We start from the raw sequence: 23578 nt of genomic DNA, 5'->3' as shown, positions 1-23578 counted from the left end.
CTGGTAGGAGAACGGTGCGGCGGTCGGCGGGTACGGCGGGCTCAGCCTCGCCATCGTTCGCCGTCGCGTCCGTGGCGCAGGTCGCGTACCGAGTAGCGCGGGCGCGCCGTCATCGCTGCAGGAAATTGCGCAGCAGGGCATGGCCGTGCTCGGTCTTGATCGACTCGGGATGGAACTGCACGCCCTCGACCGGATGCTGGCGATGGCGCAGCCCCATGATCTCCTCGAAACCGCCGTCCTCGAATTCGGTCCAGGCGGTGACCTCCAGACAATCCGGCAAGCTTTCGCGCTCGACCACCAGCGAGTGGTAGCGGGTCGCCTCGTAGCCGTCCGGCAGGCCGGCGAACACGCCGCGCCCCTCGTGCCGGATCGGCGAGGTCTTGCCGTGCATGATCCGCTTGGCCCGGATCACCTGGCCGCCGTAGGCCTGGCCCAGGCTCTGATGGCCCAGGCACACGCCCAGGATCGGCGTGGTGGCGCCCAGTCGGCGGATCACGTCCAGCGACACCCCGGCCTGGTCCGGCGTGCACGGGCCGGGCGAAATCACGATCCGCTCCGGCGCCAGGCGCTCGATCTCGTCCGCCGACAGCTCGTCGTTGCGGATCACCCGCACCTGCGCGCCCAGCGCCTGCAGGTACTGGACCAGGTTGTAGGTAAAGCTGTCGTAGTTGTCGATCATCAGGACGGACATGACGCGCCTCGAATGCGGAGGATGCCGGGGTGCGGGCCGGCCAGGATGCCGGCGGCGGGTTGCGCCGGCTGCGACCCGGCGCACGCGGCGACCGCGGACGGGCGCACGCGCTCGCGCCGGCGCGCAGGCCGGTGGAGAGGGGAATTACGGGAAGCGGAGCGGGCTCCGGCCGGCGCGGAACCGGCGGGGCGGCGCGCGCGGGCGCGGGCGCGGCGGGGGAATTCAGCGTCCGGCGGGACGGGGGTCGTAGGCGGGGTCACGCAGCGAATCCTCGGAGGTCGGCGAAGCGGGGACGAAGGCGGCACGCCACCATCGCCAGCCCAGGCCGGCCCATGCGGATTTCTGCGGAATTGCGCGAACGATCATGGCCCTACTGTAACCGCTGGGCTCGGGTCTGCGCGAGAGCCCGGCCCCTCCGCCCCCCTCCGCCCCCCGCCGGCCCGACCGTACGGCGCCGCCCGGGCCGGCCGCAGGCCGCGGCCTCAGTCCGCGTTCGCCAGGCTCACCCGCACCCGCAGCCCCGGCGCCTGATCCAGCAGCGCGATGCGGCCGCCGTGGCGGTGCGCGATCGCCCGCACCAGGCTCATGCCCAGGCCGGTACCGGGCGAGCCGCGGTGCGCCTCCAGGCGCTGGAAGCGGTCGAACACCCGCTCCCGGTCCGCGGCCGGAATGCCCGGGCCGCGGTCGCCGATCTCCAGCACGATTTCGTCGCGTTCGCGCCGCAGGGCGACCTCGACCTCGGTCGCCGGCGGCGCGTACTTGACCGCGTTGTCGAGCAGGTTGACCAGCAACTGGAACAATTGGTCGGCGTCGCCGCGCACCCGCGCCTGCGCCGCCGCGGCGGCACGCAATGCGATGCCGCGCTCGGCGGCGATCGGCGTGTACAGCTCGACCGCGTCGGCGACCAACGCCGCCAGGTCCAACACCGGCTCGTCGTGCACCGGCGGCTGCGCTTCGATCCGCGCCAGTCGCAATAGCGCACCGAAGGACTGCAGCAACTGGTCGGTCTCGGCGATGGCAGCGTCCAGGCGCGCGCCGGTATCGCCCTGGGCGCGCGCGCGCAACTCCTCCAGGCGGTTGCGCAGCCGGGTCAGCGGCGTGCGCAGGTCGTGGGCGATGTGGTCGGTGGCGTGGCGCACGCCGCCCAGCAATTCCTCGATCCGGTCGAGCATGGCGTTGAAGCGGCGCGCGAGCCGGTCGAAGGCGTCGTCGCTGCCGTCGGGGGTGGCGCGCAGGCCGAGTTCGCCGCGGCCGACCCGCGCCGCGGTGTCGTCGAGATGGCGCAGCCGGCGCGACACCCAGCGCGAGGTCAGCCAGCCGATCAAGGCGCCCAGACTCGCCGCGAACGCCAGCGCGATCAGTGCCGTGCGCAGCATCAGCGCCAGGAACCGGTCCTGGCTGCGGGTACGGGTGCCGGTCAGCAAGACGCTGCCGTCCGGCAGGCGCTGCAACTGCGCGACCACGCGCCGCTCGCCGTCGCCGTCGCGCTCGGTGAATTCGATCCAGCGCGCGCCGCGGCGATGGTTGGGCAAGCGCGGGTAATCGCCGGCGATCATGCGGCCGTCGTTCGCGGTCAGGGCGTAGACCGCATCCGGGTCCTCGTCGCCGGCGATGCGTTCGCGCAATTCGCTCAGCAGCGCGGCGCGGCCGTCGTCGCGGTACAACTCGACCAGGCCGGCGGCGTCGACCCGCACCAGTTCGCGCGCGTCCTGGGTCAGCATCGCCGACACCGCGTAGTGCACGCCGACGCCGAGCAGGACGAAGGCGAGCAGGAACGACACCGTCACCGCCAGCGCCAGCCGCGCGCTGGTCGAACGCGGCCACGGCCGCCAGCGGCTCATGCGCCGAGCCGGTAGCCGGCGCCGCGCACGGTGTGCAGCAGCGGGCGCGGGAAGCCCTGGTCGATCTTCTGCCGCAGGCGGCTGATGTGCACGTCGATGACGTTGGTCTGCGGATCGAAGTGGTAGTCCCACACGGCTTCCAGCAGCATGGTCCGGGTCACCACGCGTTCGGCCTGGCGCATCAGGTATTCGAGCAGGCGGAACTCGCGCGGTTGCAGCTCGATGCGCTTGTCACCGCGGCGCGCTTCGCGGCTGAGCAGGTCCAGTTCCAGGTCGGCCACCCGCAACCGGGTCGGCTCGCTGCCGCCGGCCTGGCCGCGGCGGGCGATGCTGTCCAGCCGCGCCGACAGCTCGGCGTAGGCGAAGGGCTTGACCAGGTAATCGTCGGCGCCGGCGCGCAGGCCTTCGACGCGGTGATCGATTTCGCCGAGCGCGGTCAGCAGCAACACCGGCACCCGGTTGCCGGCGCCGCGCAGGGTCTGCAGCACGGTCATGCCGTCCAGCCCGGGCAGCATGCGGTCGAGCACGATCGCGTCGAAGGGGTCGGTGGTGGCCAGGAACAGGCCGTCCTTGCCGTTGTCGGCGTGGTCGACCGCATGGCCGTCCTCGCGCAAGCCCTTGGCGATGAAACCGGCGGTATGGGGGTCGTCTTCGACGATCAGGACGCGCATGCCGACTCCGGACTCGCGACGGCGCAACAAGGACGGCGACAGGATACGCCGCCCGTCGAGGCCGCGAGGTAAATCAGCCGCGACGCAAAGGCGATGCCCCGCCGGCTCGGCCGGCGGGGCATCGGGCCCACGCCGACGATGCGTGGGGCTCGGGGGCTCAGGGCGAGCGGGCCGGCCGGCGACCGACGCAGTGGGGTCGTGCGGTGCGCAGCGGACGGAGACGATCCGCGCCGGGCGGCGGCCGGCGCGGGCTCACTTCGACGCCGGCGCCGTGGCGGCGGCCGCGGGCTTGGCCGCCTTCTTGGCCTTGTGGTGGGCGTGCTTGACCGTCTTCGCGGCCGGCGCGGCGCCGGCGGCCGTGGTCGGCGCGGCAGCGAAAGCGGAACCGGCGAACGCGGTCAGGGCGACGGCGATCAGGGCGTTGCGGACGTTCATGGGAAGCTCCTTGCAGTTCGGGGTTGGGAGTCTGGGCCGGTGGGGCGTGTCCCCATCGCCGGCTCAGATTGCGCCCTCGCCCCTGCCGCACAGCTTTCCTGCGCATGAACTTTTTTTAATCCGCCGGCGCTGCGAACCGCGCCGCGCGTTCTTTGTAGGAGCGGCGTCAGCCGCGACAGCCGCAGCCATGTACGCGAGCGCCGGAGCCGAAGCCGCAATCCCGCGGGCAAGGCGTGGAGCAGCCGCCAAGCATCGTCGCTTCGGCGGTTGCGGTGGTATTCGTTCTCTTCGGGTGGTCGCGGCTTGCGCCGCTCCTACAAAAACACACGACCCGGACATCCGATCGCGAGGCATGGCCGTCTGTAGGAGCGGCGTCAGCCGCGACAGCCGCAGCGATGTACGCGAGCGCTGAAACCGAAGCCGCAAGCCCGCGGGCATGAACGAAACAGCCGCCAAGCATCCTCGCTTCGGCGGCTGCGGTGGTATTCGTTCTCTTCGGGTGGTCGCGGCTGACGCCGCTCCTACAGGGGCACGCGCGACGCTTACAAGCCGCGCGCCGCCTCGGCCACGGCGCGGAACAGCGCGCGGCCCTTGTTCATCGTCTCCTCCCACTCCTTCTGCGGGTCGGAGTCGTAGACGATGCCGGCGCCGGCCTGCACGTGCAGGCGGCCGTCCTGGATCACCGCGGTGCGGATCGCGATCGCGGTGTCGGCGTCGCCGTGCCAGCCGATGTAGCCGACCGCGCCGGAGTAGACGTTGCGCTTGACCGGCTCGAGCTCGCGGATCACTTCCAGGGCGCGGATCTTCGGCGCGCCGCTGACCGTGCCGGCCGGGAAGGTCGCGCGCAGCACGTCGGCGTAGCTCAGCCCCGGCTGCAGGCGGCCGGTGACTTCGCTGACGATGTGCATGACGTGGCTGTAGCGCTCGATCACGAACTGCTCGCCGACTTCGACCGTGCTGGCTTCGGACACCCGGCCGACATCGTTGCGGCCGAGGTCGATCAGCATCAGGTGCTCGGCGCGCTCCTTGGGGTCGGCCAGCAGCTCGGCTTCCAGCGCGTGATCTTCCTCGACCGTCTTGCCGCGCGGACGGGTGCCGGCGATCGGGCGCACGGTGACTTCGCCGTCCTGCAGGCGCACCAGGATCTCCGGCGACGAACCGACCACCTGGGTGCCGCCGACGTCGAGGAAATACATGTACGGCGACGGATTCAGCGCGCGCAGGGCGCGATAGACGTCGACCGGGCGCGCCTTGAACGGCACGCTCAGGCGCTGCGACAGCACCACCTGGAAGATGTCGCCGGCGCGGATCAGTTCCTTGGACTTCTCCACCGCCTCGATGAAGCCTTCGCGGGTGAAGCCGGAAACGAAGTCGCCCTCGTCCAGGCCGGCCGGATCGAGCGTCTCGGGGTAGCTGGCGCCGCCGATGCGCAAGCGGTGCACGAGCTGGTCGAGGCGGCGGTTGGCGCGGGCGAAGGCCTGCGGCTCGCGCGGATCGGCGTGCACGATGAGGTACAGCCGGCCCTTGAGGTTGTCGAATACCGCGATTTCCTCGCTCTGCATCAGCAGGATGTCGGGCGTGCCCAGCTCGTCGGGCTTCTCGCCACCGGCCAGGCGGCGCTCGATGTACTGCACGCACTCGAAGCCGAACCAGCCGACCAGGCCGCCGGTGAAGCCCGGCAGGCCGTCGATCTTCGGCACCTGGTACTCGGTGCGCAGGCGTTCGACTTCGGCGAAGGGGTCCTCGACCACGCGGCTGTCGACCAGTTCGCCGTGCTCGGTGACGAACAGGGTATGCCCGGCGAAGGCGTACACGCGCTGCGCCGGCAGGCCGATGATCGAGTAGCGGCCGAAGCGTTCGCCGCCTTCGACCGATTCGAACAGGTAGGTATGCGGGCCGTCGGCGAGCTTGAGGTAGACCGACAGCGGCGTATCGAGGTCGGACAGCACCTCGCGCACGACCGGGATGCGGGTGTAGCCGTTAGCGGCTTGCTGCTGGAAGAGTTCGTGCGAGATCACGCGGCGGTTCCTTCATGGGCGAGTGGGCAGGAGCGACGATGGCCGACGGCCACCATCGCCAACCCACGTCGGCGCAGAAGGAGTGCGGGTTCGCCCAGGCGTTCATGGCCACACTGTAACCGCTTCGCGCACGCCGCGCGACGGGTCAGCCGGCGAGCGCGCCGGGCAGCGTCGCGGGCCCGGCGGCGGCCAGCAAAGGGCAGTCGGCCGGCAGGTGCATGCGCACCCGTCCGGGCACGCAGTCGACGCGGAAATGCCGCGCCTGCACCGGCTCGCCGTCGAGATTGAGGGTCAGCGGCGCAGCGGCGTCGATCTCGACCCGGCGCAGGCGCGCGCGGGTCGCGATCCGGTCCAGGGCGGCGTGCTTGCCTTCGGTCAGCAAAGTGCGCACCGTCGCGCCGACTTCGCCGGACAGCGCCGGCACGATGGTCAGGTCGAGCAAGCCGTCGTCGATCATCGCGTCCGGGCACAGCGCCTGGCCGCCGCCGGCCTGACGGCCATTGCCCAGGCCCAGGGCGATGAAGTCGCCCTCCCAATCGAAACCGTCGCCGTGCAGGCGCGCGCGCAGCGGTTCGATCCGGCCCAGCTTGGCGATGCCGGTCACCAGGTAGGCCAGGCCGCCGAGCATCTTCTTCAGGCCCTCGTCGGTCTCCAGGGTGACCTGGGTGCCGAAGCCGCCGCTGGCCAGATTCGCCGCCCAATGCACGCCGTCCGGCGCCTGCAGACGGATCAGGTCGATCGCCTGCGCGGGCCGGCGCCGGATCAGTCGCAAGGCCTCGTGCGGCGCATCGGGAATGCCGGCCGCGCCGGCGAAATCGTTGGCCGTGCCCAGCGGCACCAGGCCCAGGCTGGGCAACTGCGCGGCGGTTTCGTCGCGATGCGCCAGCGTGGTGGCGACCTCGCTGAGGGTGCCGTCGCCGCCGGCTGCGACGATGCTGTCGACGCCGTCGGCGATCGCCTCGGCAACATAGCGTTCGGCGTCGCCGCCTTCCCAGGTGACCCGCACGTCCAGCGCCACGCCGTCTTCGCGCAAAGCCGCCACCGCCTCGCGCAGCGAGTCGTCGCCGGCGGACTTGCCGTTGAGGATCAGGCGCCAACGCAGTGCGGACATGAAGGTTCCTGGGCGGATCGGAGTCCGGCGAGGCTAGCAGCCGCGGCTCAAGCCGCGGTGAACATCAAGATTCGCTACGAATGTCACACACTTGTCATCGTCGATCCGGAATATGGGAGGCCATATCAGGGACGACGGGCGGAGGCTGGATTGCCTCCAAATCTTCCGGACGCGGGCCGCCAGGCCCGCGTCTTTTTCGTTGCGCCGGCAGGCACCGGCAGGAACGCAGACCGTCAGGCCGCCGGGACCGATCCGGTGCGGGCGAGCGCGCCCCGCGGCTTAGCGCCCAGCGCTCCTAGCGCAGTTCTTCATCGGCCAGCACCACCCCGTCCTGGTCGGCGCACAGCCACTCGCCGGGGCGAATGACCAGCCCGCCGAACTCCACCGCCACATCGCGCGCGCCCTGGCCGAGCTTGTCGGTCTTGCGCGGGCAGGCGCCCAGCGCCTTGACTCCGAGCGCCATCGCCCCGATCGCGCCGCTGTCGCGGATCGCGCCGAACACCAGCACCCCGGCCCAACCGTTGTCCAAGGCCTTGGCCGCGAGCAGATCGCCGAGCATCGCCCGCCGCATCGAACCGCCGCCGTCGATCACCAGCACCCGGCCGCGGCCGTCCTCGGCCACCGCTTCGCGCACCAGCGAATTGTCTTCGTAGGCCTTGATCGTGCTGACCCGGCCGTCGAACGCCAAACGTCCGCCGTAATCGCGCAGCGGCAACTCCAGCACGCGCACTCGCTCCTCGTGGAGATCGCACAGATCGCAGGTGTTCATCGCGTCGCTCCGGCTGCCCGATGACGCCACCATGCCACGCCGTCGCGCCCGCGCCTACCGCGGCCTGCGCCTCAGCGACGCAAGCCGCGACGGGCGCCGCACGAGGAAACCGGCGCCGATCGAAGCCAAGCTGCGCAGCTGCGGCGTACGCCGCGGCAAGGGAAGCGCAGCGGGTCATGCCGCGGTTTGGTTTCGCCGCGGCCGAACCGCGCGCCTCACTCAGCCGCGCACGCCCGCCACCGCCGCCTTCATCTTGCCGATCACCTCGGCGTAATCCGGCGCGTTGAAGACCGCCGAACCGGCGACGAAGGTATCGGCGCCGGCGGCGGCGATCTCGGCGATGTTGTCGGCCTTGACCCCGCCGTCGATCTCCAGCCGGATCGGCCTGCCGCTGCGGTCGATCATCTCGCGCACCCGGCGCAGCTTGTCCAGCGCCGAGGGAATGAAGCTCTGCCCGCCGAAGCCGGGGTTGACCGACATCAGCAGCACCAGGTCCAGATCCTGCAGCACCCACTCCAGCACCTCGACCGGCGTGGCCGGGTTCAGCACCAGCCCAGCCTGGCAACCGTGCGACTTGATCAGCTGCACGGTGCGGTGGACGTGGGCGCTGGCTTCGGGATGGAAGCTGATCAGGCTGGCGCCGGCCTTGGCGAAGTCCGGCACGATGCGGTCGACCGGCTCGACCATCAGGTGCACGTCGATCGGCGCGGTCACGCCGTGCTTGCGCAGGGCTTCGCAGACCATCGGACCGATGGTCAGATTGGGCACGTAGTGGTTGTCCATCACGTCGAAATGCACCCAGTCGGCGCCGGCCTTGAGCACGTTGTCGACCTCTTCGCCGAGCTTGGCGAAATTGGCCGAAAGGATCGAAGGGGCGATGACGGTGGATTGCATGGGCGCGGCTCGGGGAGGACAGGCGGGTATTGTCCCGCAAAAGGCCGGCGCCAGCGTGGAGGGGACAGGCGTCGGCCGGCCTCGGGCCTCGGGATTTGCCGTCTCCGATGCGCTCACTTCCTGTTCTTGCGCAGGGTCTTGATCCGGTCGTAGGCGCGATTGAGCTCGCGCGCCCGCCGCTCGGCCTGCTCGCGCAGCTCGGGGGCGGCGTTGACCACCCGGTCGGGGTGGTACTGGGCGATCAGGCGCCGGTAGGCCTGGTCGACCTCGGCGTCGCTGGCCTCGCGGGTCAGGCCCAGGGCCGCATACGGGTCGTCGCCGCGCAGGCGGAACCAGTCCGAATCGAAGGCGTGGCCGATCAGCAGGCCGATCACCGCGCCGAGAAAGGGGTTGGCGCGCAGCAGCGCCGCGCCGGCGAAGAAACCCAGCAATTTGCCGTACCAGCGCTGCATCGCGCCCGCCGTCCCGGGCCTTCGCGGCCCCGCCCAGGCCCGCCCCGGGCCGCCGGACGCCAGTCTACCTGCACGCGGCGCCCAGCCGGCGTACACTGCCCGGCCCTGTCGCGCACGCGCGCGAGCTCTCGCGGGCTCCGGCGACCGGCGACAGGGGGTCCACGCACCGCCATCGGGGTTTCCACCTTGACGACCACACTGCTGCAATCCGAACTGCCCGGCCTGCCCTTGCGCCATCGCGGCAAGGTCCGCGACGTCTTCGATCTGCCCGCCGAGCGCCTGCCGGCCGGCGCCGCCCCGGGCGGCGACTGCCTGCTGATGGTCGCCACCGACCGCCTCAGCGCCTTCGACGTGGTCCTGCCCGACCCGATCCCGGGCAAGGGCGAGATGCTGTGCCAGATCAGCAACTTCTGGTTCGGCAAGACCGCGCACATCATTCCCAACCACCTCACCGGCATCGACGTCGCCGCGGTCCTGCCCGAGGGCGTGGACGCGGCGCTGTACGCCAAGCGCGCGGTGGTGACCAAGCGCCTGAAGCCGGTCGCGATCGAGTGCATCGCCCGCGGCTACGTGATCGGCAGCGGCTGGAAGGATTACCAACGCACCGGCCGGATCAGCGGCATCGCCCTGCCCAGCGGCCTGCGCCAGGCCGAGCAATTGCCCGAGCCGATCTTCACCCCCTCGACCAAGGCCGCGGTCGGCGACCACGACGAGAACATCGACTTCGACACCGCGGTACGCACGGTCGGCGCCGAGCTGGCCGAGGCGGTGCGCGACGCCACCCTGCGCCTGTACCGCTACGCCGCCGACTACGCGGCCGAGCGCGGCATCCTGCTCGCCGACACCAAGTTCGAGTTCGGCACCGATGCCGACGGCCGCCTCTACGTCATGGACGAGATGCTGACCCCGGACTCCTCGCGCTATTGGCCGGCCGACCAGTATCAGGTCGGCACCAGCCCGCCGAGCTACGACAAGCAGTTCGTGCGCGACTACCTGGAGACGCTGGACTGGGACAAGACGCCGCCGGGTCCGCGCCTGCCGGCGGAAGTGATCGAGCGCACCCGCGCCAAGTACGCCGAAGCGCTGCAGAAGCTGGCCGGGATTTCGGTCGACTGATCCCGTTGGACGCCCCGGCGCGGGGCGTCCGCGGCCAAGTGAGGGCGGCGCCGCGGCCAACCTGCCGCCGCGCCGCGCCGGCCCGCACCGATCCGCGCCACACTGCGCCTGTCCCGTCGGTCACGGATACAGGTCCGAACATGCGCGCTACCCTGCCCGCACCTCCTATCGCACGGGCATCGCATGAACATCGGTTATCTCTACCTGGCGATCGCGATCGTCGCCGAGGTGGTCGGCACCAGCGCGCTCAAGGCCTCCGACGGCTTCACCCGCACCGTCCCGTCGCTGCTCGTCGCCGCCGGCTACGGCACCGCGTTCTATTTTTTGTCGCTGGTCTTGCGCACGGTGCCGGTCGGCGTCGCCTACGCGATCTGGTCGGGCGTGGGCATCGTCCTGATCGCCGCCATCGGCTGGCTGTTCATGAAGCAGACCCTGGACGCCGGCGCGGTCCTCGGCATCGGCCTGATCGTGGCCGGCGTGGCGGTGATCCAGCTATTCTCGAAAGCCGCGGCGCACTGAGCGTCGCCCTGGCCGGCCGTACGGGCGTCCGCCCGCCGACACCGGCGCCGTTCCGCCCCACCGGGAGCCGAGCATGAGCACCGCCGCCGAAACGCAACGCCCCATCGACCGCTGGTTCGCCAGCTACTCCGGCGACCACCGCAACGCCGTCAACCAACGCATCCACGTGATCGCGGTGCCGGCGATCCTGTGGAGCGTGATCGCCCTGCTGTGGTGCATCCCCGCGCCCGGCACCTGGTTCCGCCCCGGCATCTGGGCCGCGGCGGCGATGTTCGGCGCGATGCTGTACTACTACCGCGCTTCGCGCTCGCTCGGACTGGGCATGCTGATCCAGTTCGCCGTGTTCTCGGCCCTGACCTGGTGGATCGCGCAGCGCTTCGGCCTGAGCGCGCTGCTGTGGACGGCCGTGACGGTATTCGTGGTGGCCTGGATCGCCCAGTTCGTCGGCCACAAGATCGAAGGCAAGAAGCCCAGCTTCCTGACCGACCTGACCTATTTGCTGATCGGCCCGGCCTGGGTGCTGGCCAAGTTGTACCGCAAGCTCGGCTGGCGCTACTGAGCGCCCTCAGGCGGCCGCATAGCGTGCCGCCGCCAGAGCCGCGCCCCACAGCCACAGCGCCGGCAGCAGCGACACCGCCAACGCGCGCGTCCAGCGCAGGCGCGCGCCGTCCGGCCCGGGCAGGAACAGGCGCACGCCCAGGGCCAGCGCCAGCAGCGACAAGACGAAGGCCAGGGCCGCGAACAGCGGGCCGGAACTCAGCGCGCTGCCGTGGGCGAGGATCAAACCGGTCACCGCCAGCATCGCCCACACCACCACGCCGAACAGCACCGTCCACAACACCGCACCGAACGCCGGCCGCGCGCCGAACGCGCGCGCCACGCCGGCGCGCAACCACCAGGCCGCGATCGTCCAATATGCGATCGCCGCCAACAACACGCCCGCCGCCGCGAGCAGCGGGGTTACCGAGTCATGCGCCACAATGCCGTCCTCCGCCCCGCCGTTGGGGCCGCCGTCCAGCCGGCCACGATAGCCCAGCCGCCGCCCCCATGCCCGTCCGCGATCTCGTCCTGCTGCTGCTCGTCGTCCTGTCCTGGGCGCTCAATTTCCTGACCTCGGCCTTCGCCCTGCGCGAGATTCCGCCGTTCCTGTTCACCGCGCTGCGCTTCGCCCTGCTGGCGCTGCCGCTGGCGTTCCTGCTCAAGCGTCCGCCGCCGGGCCAGTGGCCGCGCCTGATCGCGGTCTGCCTGTGCATCGGCGTGCTGCATTTCGGCCTCAGCTTCAGCGCGTTGAAAGCCGCCGGCGATCTGTCTTCGCCGGCGATCGTGCTGCAAAGCTACGTGCCGATGACCGCGCTGCTGGCCTGGTGGTTGCTCGGCGAGCGCTTCGCCTGGCGCACCGGCGCGGCGATCGCGATCAGCTTCGCCGGCGTGCTGGTGCTGGGCTTCGATCCGCTGGTGCTGGATCGGCCGCTGGCGCTGGTGCTGATGCTGGTCTCGGCCGCGTTCCTGGCCCTGGGCACGGTGTTGATGAAAGGCCTGCGCGGGTTGGACATGGTCAGTCAGCAAGGCTGGACGGCGTTGATCGCGGTGACGCCGTTGCTGGCCGTGAGTCTGGTCCTGGAACCCGGCGGCCTGGCTGCGCTGGGTTCGGTCAGTTGGATCGCCTGGCTCGGCGTGGCCTACGCCGCCTTCGTGTCCTCGCTGTTCGGCCACGGCCTGTACTACGTGCTGGTGCAGCGCTACCCGGTAGCGCAGGTGACGCCCTGGCTGCTGCTGGTGCCGGTGTTCGCGATCGCCCTCGGCATCGCCTTCTGGGGCGACCGCCCCGGCCCGCGGCTGTGGATCGGCGGCGCGATGGTACTCGGCGGCGTGCTGGCGATCGCCCTGCGCACCCTGGCCAAGTCGCGGACGGGGAAGTAACCGCCGTCGCCGTCCATCGCCATCGCCATCGCCATCGCCATCGCCGTTGCCGTTGCCGTTGCCGTTGCCGTTGCCGTTGCCGTTGCCGTAAGAGCTTGGCGGCGCAACGAACTCGCGAGAACAACAGCAGCCCCGAAGGGCGGCCGCAGGGATGCGGCCCGTGTGCAGCCAGGCCAGGGATGGCTTGTGCGGAGCAGCCCGGCGAAAACCTCGCCCCATAGTGGCTTTTGATCCGAAACCGCCATGGCGTTTTCTTTGGTTACTTTTGACCGAAGGAAATCCCGTAGGACGTTGTCGCCTTGGACAAAGAAAGTAACCCGGCCGCTTGCGGACGGAAGCTGTGCTTTAGAGCTTTAGAGCGACCAACGGCGCGAGACCGCAAGAATGCGGTCGCGGTTTACGCCGCTCCTACAAGGGGCGCAGGACAAGATGCGGCGAGATCGAGGGATGGCGGTCGCGGCTTGCGCCGCTCCTACAGGGGGCGCAGGACAACACGCGGCGAGATTGAGGGATGGCGGTCGCGGCTTACGCCGCTCCTACAGGGGGCGCAGGACAAGACGCGGCGAAGTTGAGGGATGGCGGTCGCGGCTTGCGCCGCTGCTTGCCCCTGAAGCAACCACGCCGACTGGCGCCGGCCTCATTCGCTCGGCGTGTCGAACATCTCGGCGGTGGGCCGGAACGGCCGCGGCGCGTAGCCGAAATCGCGCTGCGCCGGCGCCGCGTCGAAGGCCATGTCGCTGCGCATGCGCCGCACCGCCGCCTCGCCCAGGCCGGTCGCGCGCCCGGTCGCCTGCGCCGCGAGCAAGGCCAGGTTGAAGATCGGCGACGGCAGCTCGATCAGCCGCACCGGCGGACGCAGGCAGGCCAGGGTCCGCGCGACCATTTCGCGATAGGTGAGCGTTTCGCCGCCCGGCACCGCATATACCTGGCCGCAAGTCGCCGGCGCGCCATAGGCCGTGAACGCCGCCTCGGCCAGATCTTCCACGTGCACCGGCTGGCGCAACCCGTTGGCCCCGCGCGGCAGCGGGAAGTAACGCAAGCGACGCGCCAGCTGGGCGATGCGGGTCAGGGTCTGGTCGCGCCCGGCGCCGTAGATCAGGGTCGGCCGCAGCACCGTCGCCGCATCGCTGCGCGGCGGTGCGGCGGCGAACAGGTTGGCCTCGCCTTCGCGCAGCTCGGCCGCGACCCGGCGCTCGTCGGCATCGGCCGAACCGCGCTTGGTTTCGGCGCTGGTCGAACCGAACGCGATCACCCGCGAGGCCTCGATGCCCGATTGCGCGTACCAGCGCGAGAACTTCAGCAGCGGCCCGCAGCTGAAGATCGCATCGACCCGCGCCGGCAACGGCGGCATCGCGTCCAGGTCGCCGTGCAGCCAGTGCAGGCCGGGACGGTCGTGCTGCTCGTGGCGGGAAATCGCGGTCACCCGCCAACCGGCGTGATAGAGCCGTTGCAGCAGCGGAATCCCGATCTGGCCGCTGCCGCCGAACACCAACGCATGCTTCATTCGTGCGAACCCTGCCCGCCGCGCGCCGGCAGCACCGCGCGCAGCCAGAAGTAACCGATCAGCGCCGACAGCAGCGATGCACCGAGAATGCCGAGTACCGCTTCGTCGTAGCGCGACGGGTCCTGATACGCAAGCGAGGCGATGAACAGGCTCATGGTGAAGCCGATGCCGCACATCAGGCCGAGCCCGAACATCGCCCGCAGGTCCATGCCGGACGGGAACCGCGCCCAGCCCAGCGCGCGCATCAGCAGCGCGGCGCCGACGATGCCGATCGGCTTGCCCACCACCAGGCCCAGCACCACGCCCATCGGCAGCGGATCGAGCATGTCCTGCAACTGGATTCCGCCCAAGGCCAGGCCGGCGTTGACGAAGGCGAACAGCGGCAGGATCGCGTAGGCCACCCACGGATGCAGCGCGTGCTCCAGGGTTTCCAGCGGCGAGTGCTCGGTCTCGTCGTCGATGGCGTTGCGCTTGTCGACGTGCGGAATCAGCAGGCCGGTGGCGACGCCGGCCAGGGTCGCGTGCACGCCGGACTTGAGCACGCACACCCACAGCACGGCCCCCAGCGCCAGGTACGGCGCCAGCGCGGTCACCCCGCGCCGGTTGAGCAGCCACATCGCCGCCAGCGCCACCGCGGCCCAGATCAGCGCGGTCGCCGACAGGCCGTGCGAATAGAAGAACGCGATGATCAAAATCGCGATCAGGTCGTCGACCACCGCGATGGTCGACAACAGCAGCTTCATCGCCACCGGCACCCGCGAGCCCAGCAGGGCCAGCACGCCCAGGGCGAAGGCGATGTCGGTCGCGGTCGGCACCGCCCAGCCGCGCATGGCCGTGGCATCGCCGCGGTTGAGGGCGAAGAACAGCAAGGCCGGCACGATCACGCCGGCGCTGGCGCAAACCATCGGCAGCACCAGCTGCGAGCGCTCGGCCAGCTGGCCGCTGAGCGCCTCGCGCTTGATTTCCAGGGCGACCAACAGGAAGAACACCGCCATCAGGCCGTCGTTGATCCACAGCAACAACGGCTTGTCGATGTCCAGCGGGCCGATGCGCAGTTGCACCGGGATCGCGCGGAACGCCTCGTAGGCGTCGCGCAGCGGCGAATTGGCGGCGATCAGCGCCAGCACGGCGGCGCAGATCAGGACGATGCCGCCGGCCGCCTCGAGGCGGAAGAACTCGCTGAGTGCGCGCAACGCGCGCCGCGGCAGCCGCGGTGGGAGGTGGGTTTCGCTCATCGGCCCATTATAGGGCCAGCCTCCGCCAAAGCCGGGCGAAAACCGGCCGCCGGCACCGGCTCAGCTGTGCAGCATCGCCACTTCGAAGCCGATCCACACCAGCAACGCGACCAGCAGGATCGTGCCCTCGCGCTTGCTGACCCGCAGATCGCCCTTGAGCATCGGATACAGCATCAAGGCGAACAACGCCGCGGCCGGCAGCTCGAAACGCACGAACGAGGCCGGCAGCGGCACGCTGCGCAGCGCCGCCATGCCGCCGATCACGATCAGCAGGTTGAACAGGCTGGAGCCGATCACGTGGCCGGCCACGATGTCGCCCTGGCCGCGGCGCGCGGCCGCGATCGCCGCGGCGACTTCGGGCAGCGCGGTGCCTATCGCCACCGGCAACAGGCCGGTCAGCAGCGGCGACAGGCCCATCGCCGCGCCGATGATGGCCGCGTTCGGCGAACCCAGGCCGCCGCTCAGCGCCGGCGACGCGCCGAAGTTCCACAGGCCGTTGCCGCCGACGATCAGATAGGCCCCCAGGTGCATCAGGAACACCGCGATCAGCACCCGCACCAGGTTCAGGCCAAGGTGGGTCTGGGTCATGGCGAACGCGGCGATGGCGTCCTGCAGCTCCGGCGCTTCGCGGCGGGTGCGGGCGGCCGCGAACGCGACCACGGCGACGAAGGCCAACACCATCGCCAGACCCTCGCCGCGGCTCAGCGCGCCGTCCAGGCCCAGCACGATGGTCGCCACGGTACCCAGCAACAGCACGACCAGCAGCGGCGCCAGTGCCCGCCAGCGCACCAGCAAGGGCGCCGCCAGCGCGGCCAGGCCCAGGGTCAGGCCGAAGTTGACGATGTTGCTGCCGACCGCGTTGCCCAGCGCCAGCGCCTGCTGGCCGCGCACGAAGGCCTGCAGGTTGACCGCCAGCTCCGGCAACGAGGTGCCGAATGCGACCAGGATCAGCCCGGCCGCGAACGGCGAGGCGCCGAAGCGCTGGGCCAGGCCCGAGGCGCCCTTGACGATCGAATCGCCGCCCAGCGCCAGCAGCAGCAGGCCCAATACGAACAAGCCGACGGCTTCGAACATGACGGTCTTCCCCTTGCGGTCGTTGCCTGGATTCTAGCCACACTCGGCCGCGGCCGAGCGTCGTTGCGCTGCGCCGCCCCCGCGCTCCGCCCCAATGTGCCGCGCCGAGCGCGGCGGGCGTCAGGAACAGCCTTCGACGTAATCGACCTGCGGCGGCAGGCCGATCCGCCAGGCGGTCACCTGGCCGGCGGCGTCGGTCTCGAATACCAGCGCGCCCTTGCCCCCGGCGCCGTCGCTCACGCGCAGGGTCCTGGCGCCTTCCACGTATTTGTGCGGCTGCTCTTCGATCCGGCCGGCGTACAGGCCGCGGATCTGTTCGGCGCTCATGCCGCGGCGGCCGCCGCCGGGCGCGGTTTCCTTGTCGTTGCCGACGTCGACGCGAACGAACTGGCCGTTCTCGAACATCAGGCCGAACTCGGCGGCGTTCTTGGCCCATTGCGGCTGCAGGTAATAGCAGCCGCCGTCGGGGGTGGCCTCGCCCTTGAGTTCGCCGCCCCAGGCCTGGCGCGCCTGCTCGGCGCTCATGCCGAACCGCAGGTCGCCGTAGCCGTCGAAGCGGGCCAGGGTATCGGCCGGCGCAGGCGCAGGCGCGGGCGCGGTGGCCGGCGGCACGTCTTCGGCCGGCTGATCGGCAGCGTTCGCGGCCGGTGGCGCCGGTTCGGCCGCGGGCGGGGCCTCGCGCTGGCAGGCGCTCAGGCCGAACGCGAGCAGTACCGCGCAGGCGAAGGTCGGAACGGACGAGGACGGCAGCGACTTCATCGACGAAACTCCGGTGCGCACGGCGCGGTACGAGGGCCGGTGCAGCCTAGCCCGCTGGCGTGAATGCAGCGCGAACGGCGCCGTCGCACACCGCGGCGCCGCACTCGTGCAGGCGCGCACGGGCCGCGATCATCGACACGAGGCCCCTGCGCGACGCAACGATGCGCATCGAAACGGCACGTCGGTGACGCGGGCCGGCGCGTCGCCGACCGGGGCCGCGCTCAGCCCGCGACGAAATGCTTGCGCAGCCCCGCCCAGCAAGCCTGGTAGTCGCGCTGCCGGTGCGCCGCCTCGAACGCCTGCCGGGTCGGCCGGATCACCGCACGGGTCTCGAACATGAAGGCCATGGTGTCGACGATCACGTGCGGCTGCGACAGGTCGGCGGCCGAAGCCTTCTCGAAGGTCTGCGCATCCGGGCCATGGCCGGTCATGCAGTTGTGCAGCGAGGCGCCGCCGGGCGCGAAGCCGTCGGCCTTGGCGTCGTAAACGCCGTGGATCAGGCCCATGAACTCGCTGGCGATGTTGCGGTGGAACCACGGCGGACGGAAGGTGTCCTGGGCCACCAGCCAGCGCGGCGGGAAGATCACGAAATCCATGTTGCTGGTGCCGGCGGTGTCGCTGGGCGAATGCAGGACCAGGAAGATCGACGGATCGGGATGGTCGAAGCTGATCGAGCCGATGGTATTGAAGTGGCGCAGGTCGTAGCGGTAAGGCGCGTAGTTGCCGTGCCAGCCGACCACGTCCAGCGGCGAATGACCGATCGGCGCGCGCCACAGATGGCCCTGGAACTTGGCGATCAGTTCGAACTCGCCTTCCAGGTCCTCGTAGGCCGCGTTCGGGGTTTCGAAATCGCGCGGGTTGGCCAGGCCGTTGCTGCCGATCGGGCCCAGGTCGGGCAGGCGCAGCAAAGCGCCGAAGTTTTCGCACACGTAGCCGCGCGAGGCGCCGTCGGGCAGGCTCACCGCGAAGCGCACACCGCGCGGGATCACCGCGATCTGCTGCGGCTCGACCTCGATCACGCCCAGCTCGGTGGCGATGTGCAACCGGCCCTGTTGCGGCACGATCAGCAGCTCGCCGTCGGCGTCGTAGAAATAGCGCCCGCGCATGTCGCGGTTGGCGGCGTACAGGTGGATGCCGACGCCGGTCTGCGCCGCCGGACCGCCGTTGCCGGCCATGGTGTAGAGCCCGTCGAGGAAGTCGGTCGGCGCCTGCGGCAGCGGCAGCGGATTCCAGCGCAGTTGCTCCGGGCTCACCGCGCCGTCGCCGAAATCGTTGTGGAACGCCGGCTGTGCGTAGGGCGAGAACGGGCCGTGCATGGCCGCGGGGCGGATGCGATACAACCAGCTGCGCCGATTGGCGTGGCGCGGCGCGGTGAAGGCGGTGCCGGTCAGCTGCTCGGCGTACAGGCCGTGGGCCACGCGCTGCGGCGAGTTGCGCCCCAGCGGCAGGGTACCGGCGATCGCCTCGCTGGCGAACTCGTTGCCGAAACCGGTTTGGTAGCCATTGCTGATCGGTGCCATGGGTCGCTTCGCTCGCTGCGCTCGCAGCCGTGGAAAGAATCGGGGTCGAGTACCGGGTAAACGTGCCGAGGCCCGCGCGGCCGCGTCAAGCGGCCCTAGCGGGCGCCGTGCGCGCGGGTCGCCGCGCCTTGCGGCGCGCCGGCGCAAGCCTGGCGATTACAGCACGCCGCGCTTGATCTGGTCGCGCTCGATGCTCTCGAACAGGGCCTGGAAGTTGCCTTCGCCGAAGCCTTCGTTGCCCTTGCGCTGGATGATCTCGAAGAAGATCGGGCCGATCGCGTTCTGGGTGAAGATCTGCAGCAGCTTGCGCTGATGGGTTTCCGGGTCGGCGTCGATCAGGATCTTGTTCTTGGCCAGGCGCGGCACGTCCTCGCCGTGGTTCGGCACGCGCTGGTCGATCACCTCGAAATAGGTGTCCGGGGTGTCGAGGAACTCGACGCCCTGGGCGCGCATGGCCTCGACGGTGTCGTAGATGTTGTCGGTGAAGCAGGCGATGTGCTGGATGCCCTCGCCCTTGTACGCGTCCAGGTACTCGTTGATCTGCGACTTGGGGTCGCTGGATTCGTTGAGCGGGATGCGCACGATGCCGTCCGGTGCGGTCATGGCCTTGGACACCAGGCCGGTCTTGGCGCCCTTGATGTCGAAGTAGCGGATCTCGCGGAAGTTGAACAACCGCTCGTAGTAGTCCGACCACTTCTGCATGTTGCCGAAGTACAGGTTGTGGGTCAGATGGTCGATGAAGGTCAGGCCGAACCCGACCGGGTTCTGCTCGGCGCCCGGGATCGGCTCGTAGTCGGCATAGGGGTCGCCCTTGGCGCCGTAGCGGTCGACCAGGTACAGCATGCAGTCGCCGATGCCCTTGACCACCGGCGCGTCGATGGCGCGGGTGTCGGCGCGCTCGGTCACCGCTTCGCCGCCGTTGCCGAGCACGGTGTCGTAGACCTGCTGCGCCGGCTTCTGGAAGCGGATCGCGAAGCCGCAGGCGCAAGGGCCGTGGGCGTCGGCGAAGGCCGAGGCGAAGCTGTCGGGGGTTTCGTTGACCAGGAAGTTGACCCCGCCCTGGCGGTACACCGTGATCGGGCGCGTCTTGTGGCGCAGCACCGCGCTGAAGCCGAGGCGGCGGAAATAATCGTGCAGGCGCTCGCCCTGGCCCTGCGGGGCGGCGAACTCGACGAACTCGAACCCGTCGATGCCGAGGGGGTTCTCGAAGGTGGTGACCTGCATGCCGAGGTTGGGCTGCGCATTCATGGCATTGTTCTCAGGTGGCGGCCGGGTCCGCTGCGGACGGCCTTGGCTAAGGGGTCGTTATAGTTTCACATGAAACCATAAGCAAGGCACAGTGCAGCATGAATCGACCACCGTCCCAATCCGAATCGCCCGATCCTGAACAGCGCAGCGGCGCCCCCGCCTCCGCGCCGGCCCGCCGTGGCGCGGGACCGCGCCATGCCGAACTGGATCTGGACCACTTCCTGCCCTACCGGCTCTCGGTCCTGTCCAACCGGGTCAGCGGCGCGATCGCCCGGGTCTATTCCGAGCGCTTCGCCCTCAGCGTGACCGAGTGGCGGGTCATGGCCGTGCTCGGCCGCTTCCCGGGCCTGTCCGCCAACGAGGTCGCCCAGCGCACGGCGATGGACAAGGTCGCGGTCAGCCGCGCCGTCGCGCGCCTGATCGACGCCGGCCGGCTGGAGCGCGACACCCACGACGACGACCGCCGCCGCTCGGTGCTGCAGCTGTCGGCCGACGGCTACAAGATCTACGACGAGGTCGCGCCGATGGCCCTGGCCTTCGAACAGCGCCTGCTGGCCGGGATCGAAACCGCCGAACGCGAGGCCTTGTTCCGCCTGCTCGACCGCCTGGACGAGCTGGAGATCCAGGCCGAGGCGGAGTTGGCGGCTGTGGGGCAGCGGGAATAGGGAATGGGAATGGGGAATCGCGCGAAGCGGTTCCCGGCGGCGTGTCCGCTGATGTAGGAGCGGCGTGAGCCGCGACAACCGAAGCGGTGGAATACCACGCCGCCATTCCGAAGTCAGGCGCGCCTTCAGGACCGAAAACCCGTTTACCCGGGCTGCGGCCGTTGCGCTTGCGTACATCGCTGCGGTTGTCGCGGCTTACGCCGCTCCTACAAGGGCGACGCTTTGATCGGGCGGGCCAACGAAAAAGGCGACGGCCGCAGCCGTCGCCTTTGGATCGCTGCGCGGACCGCGGCATCCAGCGGACGCCGCAGCCGCAGAGGCGTTACTTCACCCCGTGCATCAGCTTCTGCACCAGCGGCGCGACCAGGAACAGCAGCGCGCCGGCGCCGACCAGCGCCCAGAACCCGAAGGTGTAGCCGCCCAACGCCGAAGTCGTGGTCATGCCGCCCTCGCCGCTGACGTGGCCGGCGAAGATGCCGGACAGGTTGTTGCCGATGCCGGTCGACAGGAACCAGCCGCCCATGCCGAAGCCGACCAGGCGCACCGGCGCCAGCTTGGTCACCATCGACAGGCCGATCGGCGACAGGCACAGCTCGCCGATGGACTGGATCCAATACACCGCGAACAGGGTCCAGAACGGAATCTTGCCGTTGTCCAGCAGGCTGCCCAGGGCGAACATCAGCAACAGGAAGGCCAGGCCGTTGAAGATCAGGCCGAGACTGAACTTGCGCGGGATCGACGGATTGGCGCGGCCCATGGCCACCCAGATCCAGGCGATCAGCGGCGCCAGGGTGATGATCGCGATCGAGTTGACCGACTGGAACCAGGCGGTCGGGAACACGCGCTCACCGCTCAGGCTGTAGACGAAGTCCGCCATCGCGCCGGAGAAGATGTCGCGGTCGACGATCTTGTCGGCGAGGAAGGTGAAGGAGCTGCCGGCCTGCTCGAAGAACATCCAGAACAGGATGTTGAAGGTGAAGATGATCAGCATCGCGATCACCTTGTCGCGCTGCACCGCGCCCTCGCGGAAGCCTTCGACCAACAGCAGACCGCACAGGCCCAGGAACATCGCGGTCAGCACGCCCTGCAGCGCGCCGGCGCCCATCGCCAGCAGGAAGTACACGATCGGGATCGCGACCAGCGCGCCGAGGAACACGTACAGCACCTTGCGGCGATCACCCTGGTTCTCCGGCGGACGGCCGATGCCCTGCAGGCCGGCGCGGCCGATCCAGAACCACACCAGGCTGATCAACATGCCGACGCCGGCGGAGATGAAGACGATCTTGTAGTCCGGCAGCGATTCGCTGCCGAAGATCTTCTGCGCCAGGTACTGGGTCAGCAGCGGCGCCAGCATCGCGCCGAGGTTGATGCCCATGTAGAAGATGGTGAAGCCCGAGTCGCGGCGCTCGTCGCCGACCGCGTAGAGCTTGCCGACCATGGTCGAAATATTGGGCTTGAACAGGCCGTTGCCGCAGATGATCGTGGCCAGGCCGAGCTTGAAGATCTGCTCGTTGGGCAAGGCGATCATGAACAGGCCCGCGGACATGATCACTGCGCCGAGCAGGATCGAGCGCTGGTAGCCGAGCACGCGGTCGGCGATGTAGCCGCCGAAGATCGCCGCGGCGTAGACCAGGGCCAGGTAGGCGCCGTAGATGCGGTTGGCCGGCGCTTCGCCGGCGGCGTCGCCGCCGTGGAACTGGTGGACGATGTACAGCACCAGCGCCCAGCGGATGCCGTAGAAGGCGAAGCGCTCCCAGAACTCGGTCATGAACAGCATCCACAGGGGCTTGGGATGCCCCAGTCGCTGCTGGAATTCCGGAATGGGCGCCTGGCCCGAGGTGGTTGTAGCGGCTCCGCTCATGCGGTGTCCCCTGTCGTGTGGAAACTGAATAAAAATCCCACGCCGACGGCACGGGCCGGGGAGATTTACCGGCCCGGGGCGGTCCCGTCAAACCTTAGTCGTAGCCGCCGCGCCGTGCTGCGATGCAACAATCGCCCGCTCAAGCAGCTGAATAGGGGAGATTTTTGCGCCATCGGGCGGATCGAAGTTCGCCGTTCGGGTGCTGGCGAAGGGCGAACGTCGGCGATCGGCCGCGCAAATACGGCTACGCAGGCCGGTCGAGGGGCGACTGCGCGCCGACGGGTCGTGCGGACGGGCTCGCCGACCGCCTCTGTGGCGCCCGGTCGGGCGGGCCGCGCCGGCGGACTGCGGACCCGGTCCGCCGCAGCGCGAAGGGGCTCAGTAGCCCTCGCCGCGCTCCGGACCGGCGCCGATCGTGGTGCGGACCTCGAACAGCTCGGGGAAGAAGGTCAGCTCCAGCGCCTGCTTGAGGAAGCCGACCCCACTGGAGCCGCCGGTGCCGCGCTTGAAGCCGATGATGCGCATGACCGTGCGCATGTGGCGGAAGCGCCACAGCTGGAACTGGGTCTCCAGGTCGACCAGGTCCTCGCACAGGGCGTACTCGCGCCAGTAGCGGTCGGTGTTCTCGTAGATGCGCTCGAACACCGGCTGCAGGGCGCGGTCGCTGACGTGCGGCCGGCGCCAGTCGCGCTGCAGGTGTTCGGCGGGGATGGCGTGGCCGAACCGGGCCAGGTACATCAGGAATTCGTCGTACAGGCTCGGCGCCGCCAGCGCCTGCTCCAGGGCCGCCTGGCCCTGCGGGTCGTAGGCGAACACCCGCAGCATGGCCTCGTTCTTGTTGCCGAGCATGAACTCGATGGTGCGGTACTGCAGCGACTGGAAGCCGGAGGACGGGCCCAGGGTCTCGCGGAAGCCCATGTACTCCGAGGGGGTCAGGGTTTCCAGCACCGACCATTGCTCGGTCAGCTGGCGCAGCGCCTGCTTGCAGCGGGCCAGCACCTTCTGGCACTGCCAGACCTGGTCGCGGCGCAGATGCTCCAGGGCGGCGGTCAGCTCGTGGATGATCAGCTTCATCCACAGCTCCGACACCTGGTGCTGGATGATGAAGAGCATCTCGTCGTGGTGCGGCGGATCGGACAGGCCGCGCTGGGCCGACAGCAGTTTGTCCAGCTGCAGATAGCCGCCGTAAGTGATGCGTCCGTGCAGGTCGGTATGGATACCGCTTTCCAGTTCGCGCTGGTTCTTTTCGACGGACATACGGCACAGCTCGCGGCA

Annotated in this window: 23 protein-coding genes; 5 read left to right on the top strand and 18 right to left on the bottom strand. The window is 69.9% G+C overall.

The window, feature by feature from the left end; all coding sequences use genetic code 11:
• Positions 1 to 109 precede the first annotated feature (109 nt).
• The 9 genes from V2J18_RS04485 to V2J18_RS04445 form a co-directional block, all read right to left on the bottom strand.
• Complete coding sequence (locus tag V2J18_RS04485) at positions 110 to 691, bottom strand: anthranilate synthase component II (RefSeq protein WP_064747210.1); 582 nt, start codon at positions 689 to 691, stop codon at positions 110 to 112.
• Positions 692 to 1173: 482 nt separating this feature from the next.
• Entirely contained in the window at positions 1174 to 2532 is a 1359-nt protein-coding gene (locus tag V2J18_RS04480) for a sensor histidine kinase (protein ID WP_336131155.1), read from the bottom strand.
• Complete coding sequence (locus V2J18_RS04475; protein ID WP_336131154.1) at positions 2529 to 3203, bottom strand: winged helix-turn-helix domain-containing protein; 675 nt, start codon at positions 3201 to 3203, stop codon at positions 2529 to 2531. Before V2J18_RS04475 ends, V2J18_RS04480 begins: the two co-directional genes overlap by 4 nt.
• A 252-nt stretch (positions 3204 to 3455) precedes the next feature.
• Positions 3456 to 3638 (bottom strand): hypothetical protein, encoded by a 183-nt coding sequence (locus V2J18_RS04470; protein ID WP_064747212.1) that lies wholly within the window; start codon positions 3636 to 3638, stop codon positions 3456 to 3458.
• A 542-nt stretch (positions 3639 to 4180) separates the two neighbouring features.
• Complete coding sequence (gene trpE, locus V2J18_RS04465; protein ID WP_336131153.1) at positions 4181 to 5656, bottom strand: anthranilate synthase component I; 1476 nt, start codon at positions 5654 to 5656, stop codon at positions 4181 to 4183.
• A 145-nt stretch (positions 5657 to 5801) separates the two neighbouring features.
• Entirely contained in the window at positions 5802 to 6767 is a 966-nt protein-coding gene (yegS, locus tag V2J18_RS04460) for a lipid kinase YegS (protein ID WP_336131152.1), read from the bottom strand.
• 295 nt (positions 6768 to 7062) lie between these two features.
• Complete coding sequence (gene rraA / locus V2J18_RS04455; RefSeq protein WP_336131151.1) at positions 7063 to 7536, bottom strand: ribonuclease E activity regulator RraA; 474 nt, start codon at positions 7534 to 7536, stop codon at positions 7063 to 7065.
• Between the two features lie 219 nt (positions 7537 to 7755).
• Positions 7756 to 8430 carry a ribulose-phosphate 3-epimerase gene (rpe, locus tag V2J18_RS04450; protein WP_336131150.1) on the bottom strand — a complete coding sequence of 225 codons (675 nt, stop codon included), beginning with the start codon at positions 8428 to 8430 and terminating at the stop codon, positions 7756 to 7758.
• A 113-nt stretch (positions 8431 to 8543) separates the two neighbouring features.
• The gene (locus V2J18_RS04445) at positions 8544 to 8882 is read right to left on the bottom strand and encodes a J domain-containing protein (RefSeq protein ID WP_064747218.1); all 339 of its coding nucleotides are present in this window, start codon (positions 8880 to 8882) and stop codon (positions 8544 to 8546) included.
• 186 nt (positions 8883 to 9068) lie between these two features.
• Here V2J18_RS04445 and V2J18_RS04440 point away from each other — a divergent pair, with 186 nt between their 5' ends.
• The 3 genes from V2J18_RS04440 (at position 9069) to V2J18_RS04430 (ending at position 11076) form a co-directional block, all read left to right on the top strand.
• Positions 9069 to 9998, top strand: coding sequence for a phosphoribosylaminoimidazolesuccinocarboxamide synthase (locus tag V2J18_RS04440; RefSeq protein WP_064747219.1), 930 nt, complete (start codon positions 9069 to 9071; stop codon positions 9996 to 9998).
• A gap of 183 nt (positions 9999 to 10181) precedes the next feature.
• Positions 10182 to 10517 (top strand): DMT family transporter, encoded by a 336-nt coding sequence (locus V2J18_RS04435; protein ID WP_336131149.1) that lies wholly within the window; start codon positions 10182 to 10184, stop codon positions 10515 to 10517.
• Between the two features lie 73 nt (positions 10518 to 10590).
• The gene (locus V2J18_RS04430; protein ID WP_336131148.1) at positions 10591 to 11076 is read left to right on the top strand and encodes an Mpo1 family 2-hydroxy fatty acid dioxygenase; all 486 of its coding nucleotides are present in this window, start codon (positions 10591 to 10593) and stop codon (positions 11074 to 11076) included.
• Between the two features lie 6 nt (positions 11077 to 11082).
• Here the strand turns inward: V2J18_RS04430 and V2J18_RS04425 are convergent, their stop codons facing one another.
• Entirely contained in the window at positions 11083 to 11496 is a 414-nt protein-coding gene (locus V2J18_RS04425; RefSeq protein WP_336131147.1) for a hypothetical protein, read from the bottom strand.
• Between the two features lie 68 nt (positions 11497 to 11564).
• Between V2J18_RS04425 and V2J18_RS04420 the strand changes: the two genes are divergently transcribed.
• The gene (locus tag V2J18_RS04420; RefSeq protein ID WP_336131146.1) at positions 11565 to 12437 is read left to right on the top strand and encodes a DMT family transporter; all 873 of its coding nucleotides are present in this window, start codon (positions 11565 to 11567) and stop codon (positions 12435 to 12437) included.
• 637 nt (positions 12438 to 13074) lie between these two features.
• Here V2J18_RS04420 and V2J18_RS04415 read toward each other — a convergent pair.
• The 6 genes from V2J18_RS04415 to hppD form a co-directional block, all read right to left on the bottom strand.
• The gene (locus V2J18_RS04415) at positions 13075 to 13941 is read right to left on the bottom strand and encodes an SDR family oxidoreductase (RefSeq protein WP_064747226.1); all 867 of its coding nucleotides are present in this window, start codon (positions 13939 to 13941) and stop codon (positions 13075 to 13077) included.
• Positions 13938 to 15176, bottom strand: coding sequence for a Na+/H+ antiporter NhaA (gene nhaA, locus V2J18_RS04410; RefSeq protein ID WP_336131145.1), 1239 nt, complete (start codon positions 15174 to 15176; stop codon positions 13938 to 13940). The genes V2J18_RS04415 and nhaA overlap by 4 nt, the downstream gene beginning before the upstream one ends.
• Positions 15177 to 15236: 60 nt before the next feature.
• Positions 15237 to 16250: a sodium:calcium antiporter gene (locus V2J18_RS04405; RefSeq protein ID WP_064747230.1), complete on the bottom strand. Its 1014-nt coding sequence runs from the start codon at positions 16248 to 16250 to the stop codon at positions 15237 to 15239.
• Between the two features lie 120 nt (positions 16251 to 16370).
• The gene (locus V2J18_RS04400; protein ID WP_064747231.1) at positions 16371 to 17009 is read right to left on the bottom strand and encodes a hypothetical protein; all 639 of its coding nucleotides are present in this window, start codon (positions 17007 to 17009) and stop codon (positions 16371 to 16373) included.
• 221 nt (positions 17010 to 17230) lie between these two features.
• Positions 17231 to 18529 carry a homogentisate 1,2-dioxygenase gene (gene hmgA / locus V2J18_RS04395; RefSeq protein WP_336131143.1) on the bottom strand — a complete coding sequence of 433 codons (1299 nt, stop codon included), beginning with the start codon at positions 18527 to 18529 and terminating at the stop codon, positions 17231 to 17233.
• Positions 18530 to 18685: 156 nt separating this feature from the next.
• On the bottom strand, positions 18686 to 19777 hold the full coding sequence (gene hppD / locus V2J18_RS04390; RefSeq protein WP_064747233.1) for a 4-hydroxyphenylpyruvate dioxygenase: 1092 nt from the start codon (positions 19775 to 19777) through the stop codon (positions 18686 to 18688).
• Between the two features lie 98 nt (positions 19778 to 19875).
• Here hppD and V2J18_RS04385 point away from each other — a divergent pair, with 98 nt between their 5' ends.
• A complete protein-coding gene (locus V2J18_RS04385; RefSeq protein ID WP_336131142.1) occupies positions 19876 to 20442 on the top strand; it encodes a MarR family winged helix-turn-helix transcriptional regulator in 567 nt (188 codons plus the stop codon).
• Positions 20443 to 20764: 322 nt separating this feature from the next.
• On the opposite strand, the gene V2J18_RS04380 is transcribed toward V2J18_RS04385, so the two are convergent.
• The gene (locus V2J18_RS04380; RefSeq protein ID WP_064747234.1) at positions 20765 to 22303 is read right to left on the bottom strand and encodes a peptide MFS transporter; all 1539 of its coding nucleotides are present in this window, start codon (positions 22301 to 22303) and stop codon (positions 20765 to 20767) included.
• 378 nt (positions 22304 to 22681) lie between these two features.
• Entirely contained in the window at positions 22682 to 23560 is an 879-nt protein-coding gene (locus tag V2J18_RS04375) for a tryptophan 2,3-dioxygenase (protein WP_336131140.1), read from the bottom strand.
• Positions 23561 to 23578: the final 18 nt, after the last annotated feature.

Origin of the sequence: Lysobacter firmicutimachus (assembly GCF_037027445.1) — a bacterium.
In the GTDB taxonomy this organism is placed as follows: domain Bacteria; phylum Pseudomonadota; class Gammaproteobacteria; order Xanthomonadales; family Xanthomonadaceae; genus Lysobacter; species Lysobacter firmicutimachus.
Note: the sequence above shows the minus strand (reverse complement) of the source record. Positions and strands in the feature narration are given on the sequence as shown.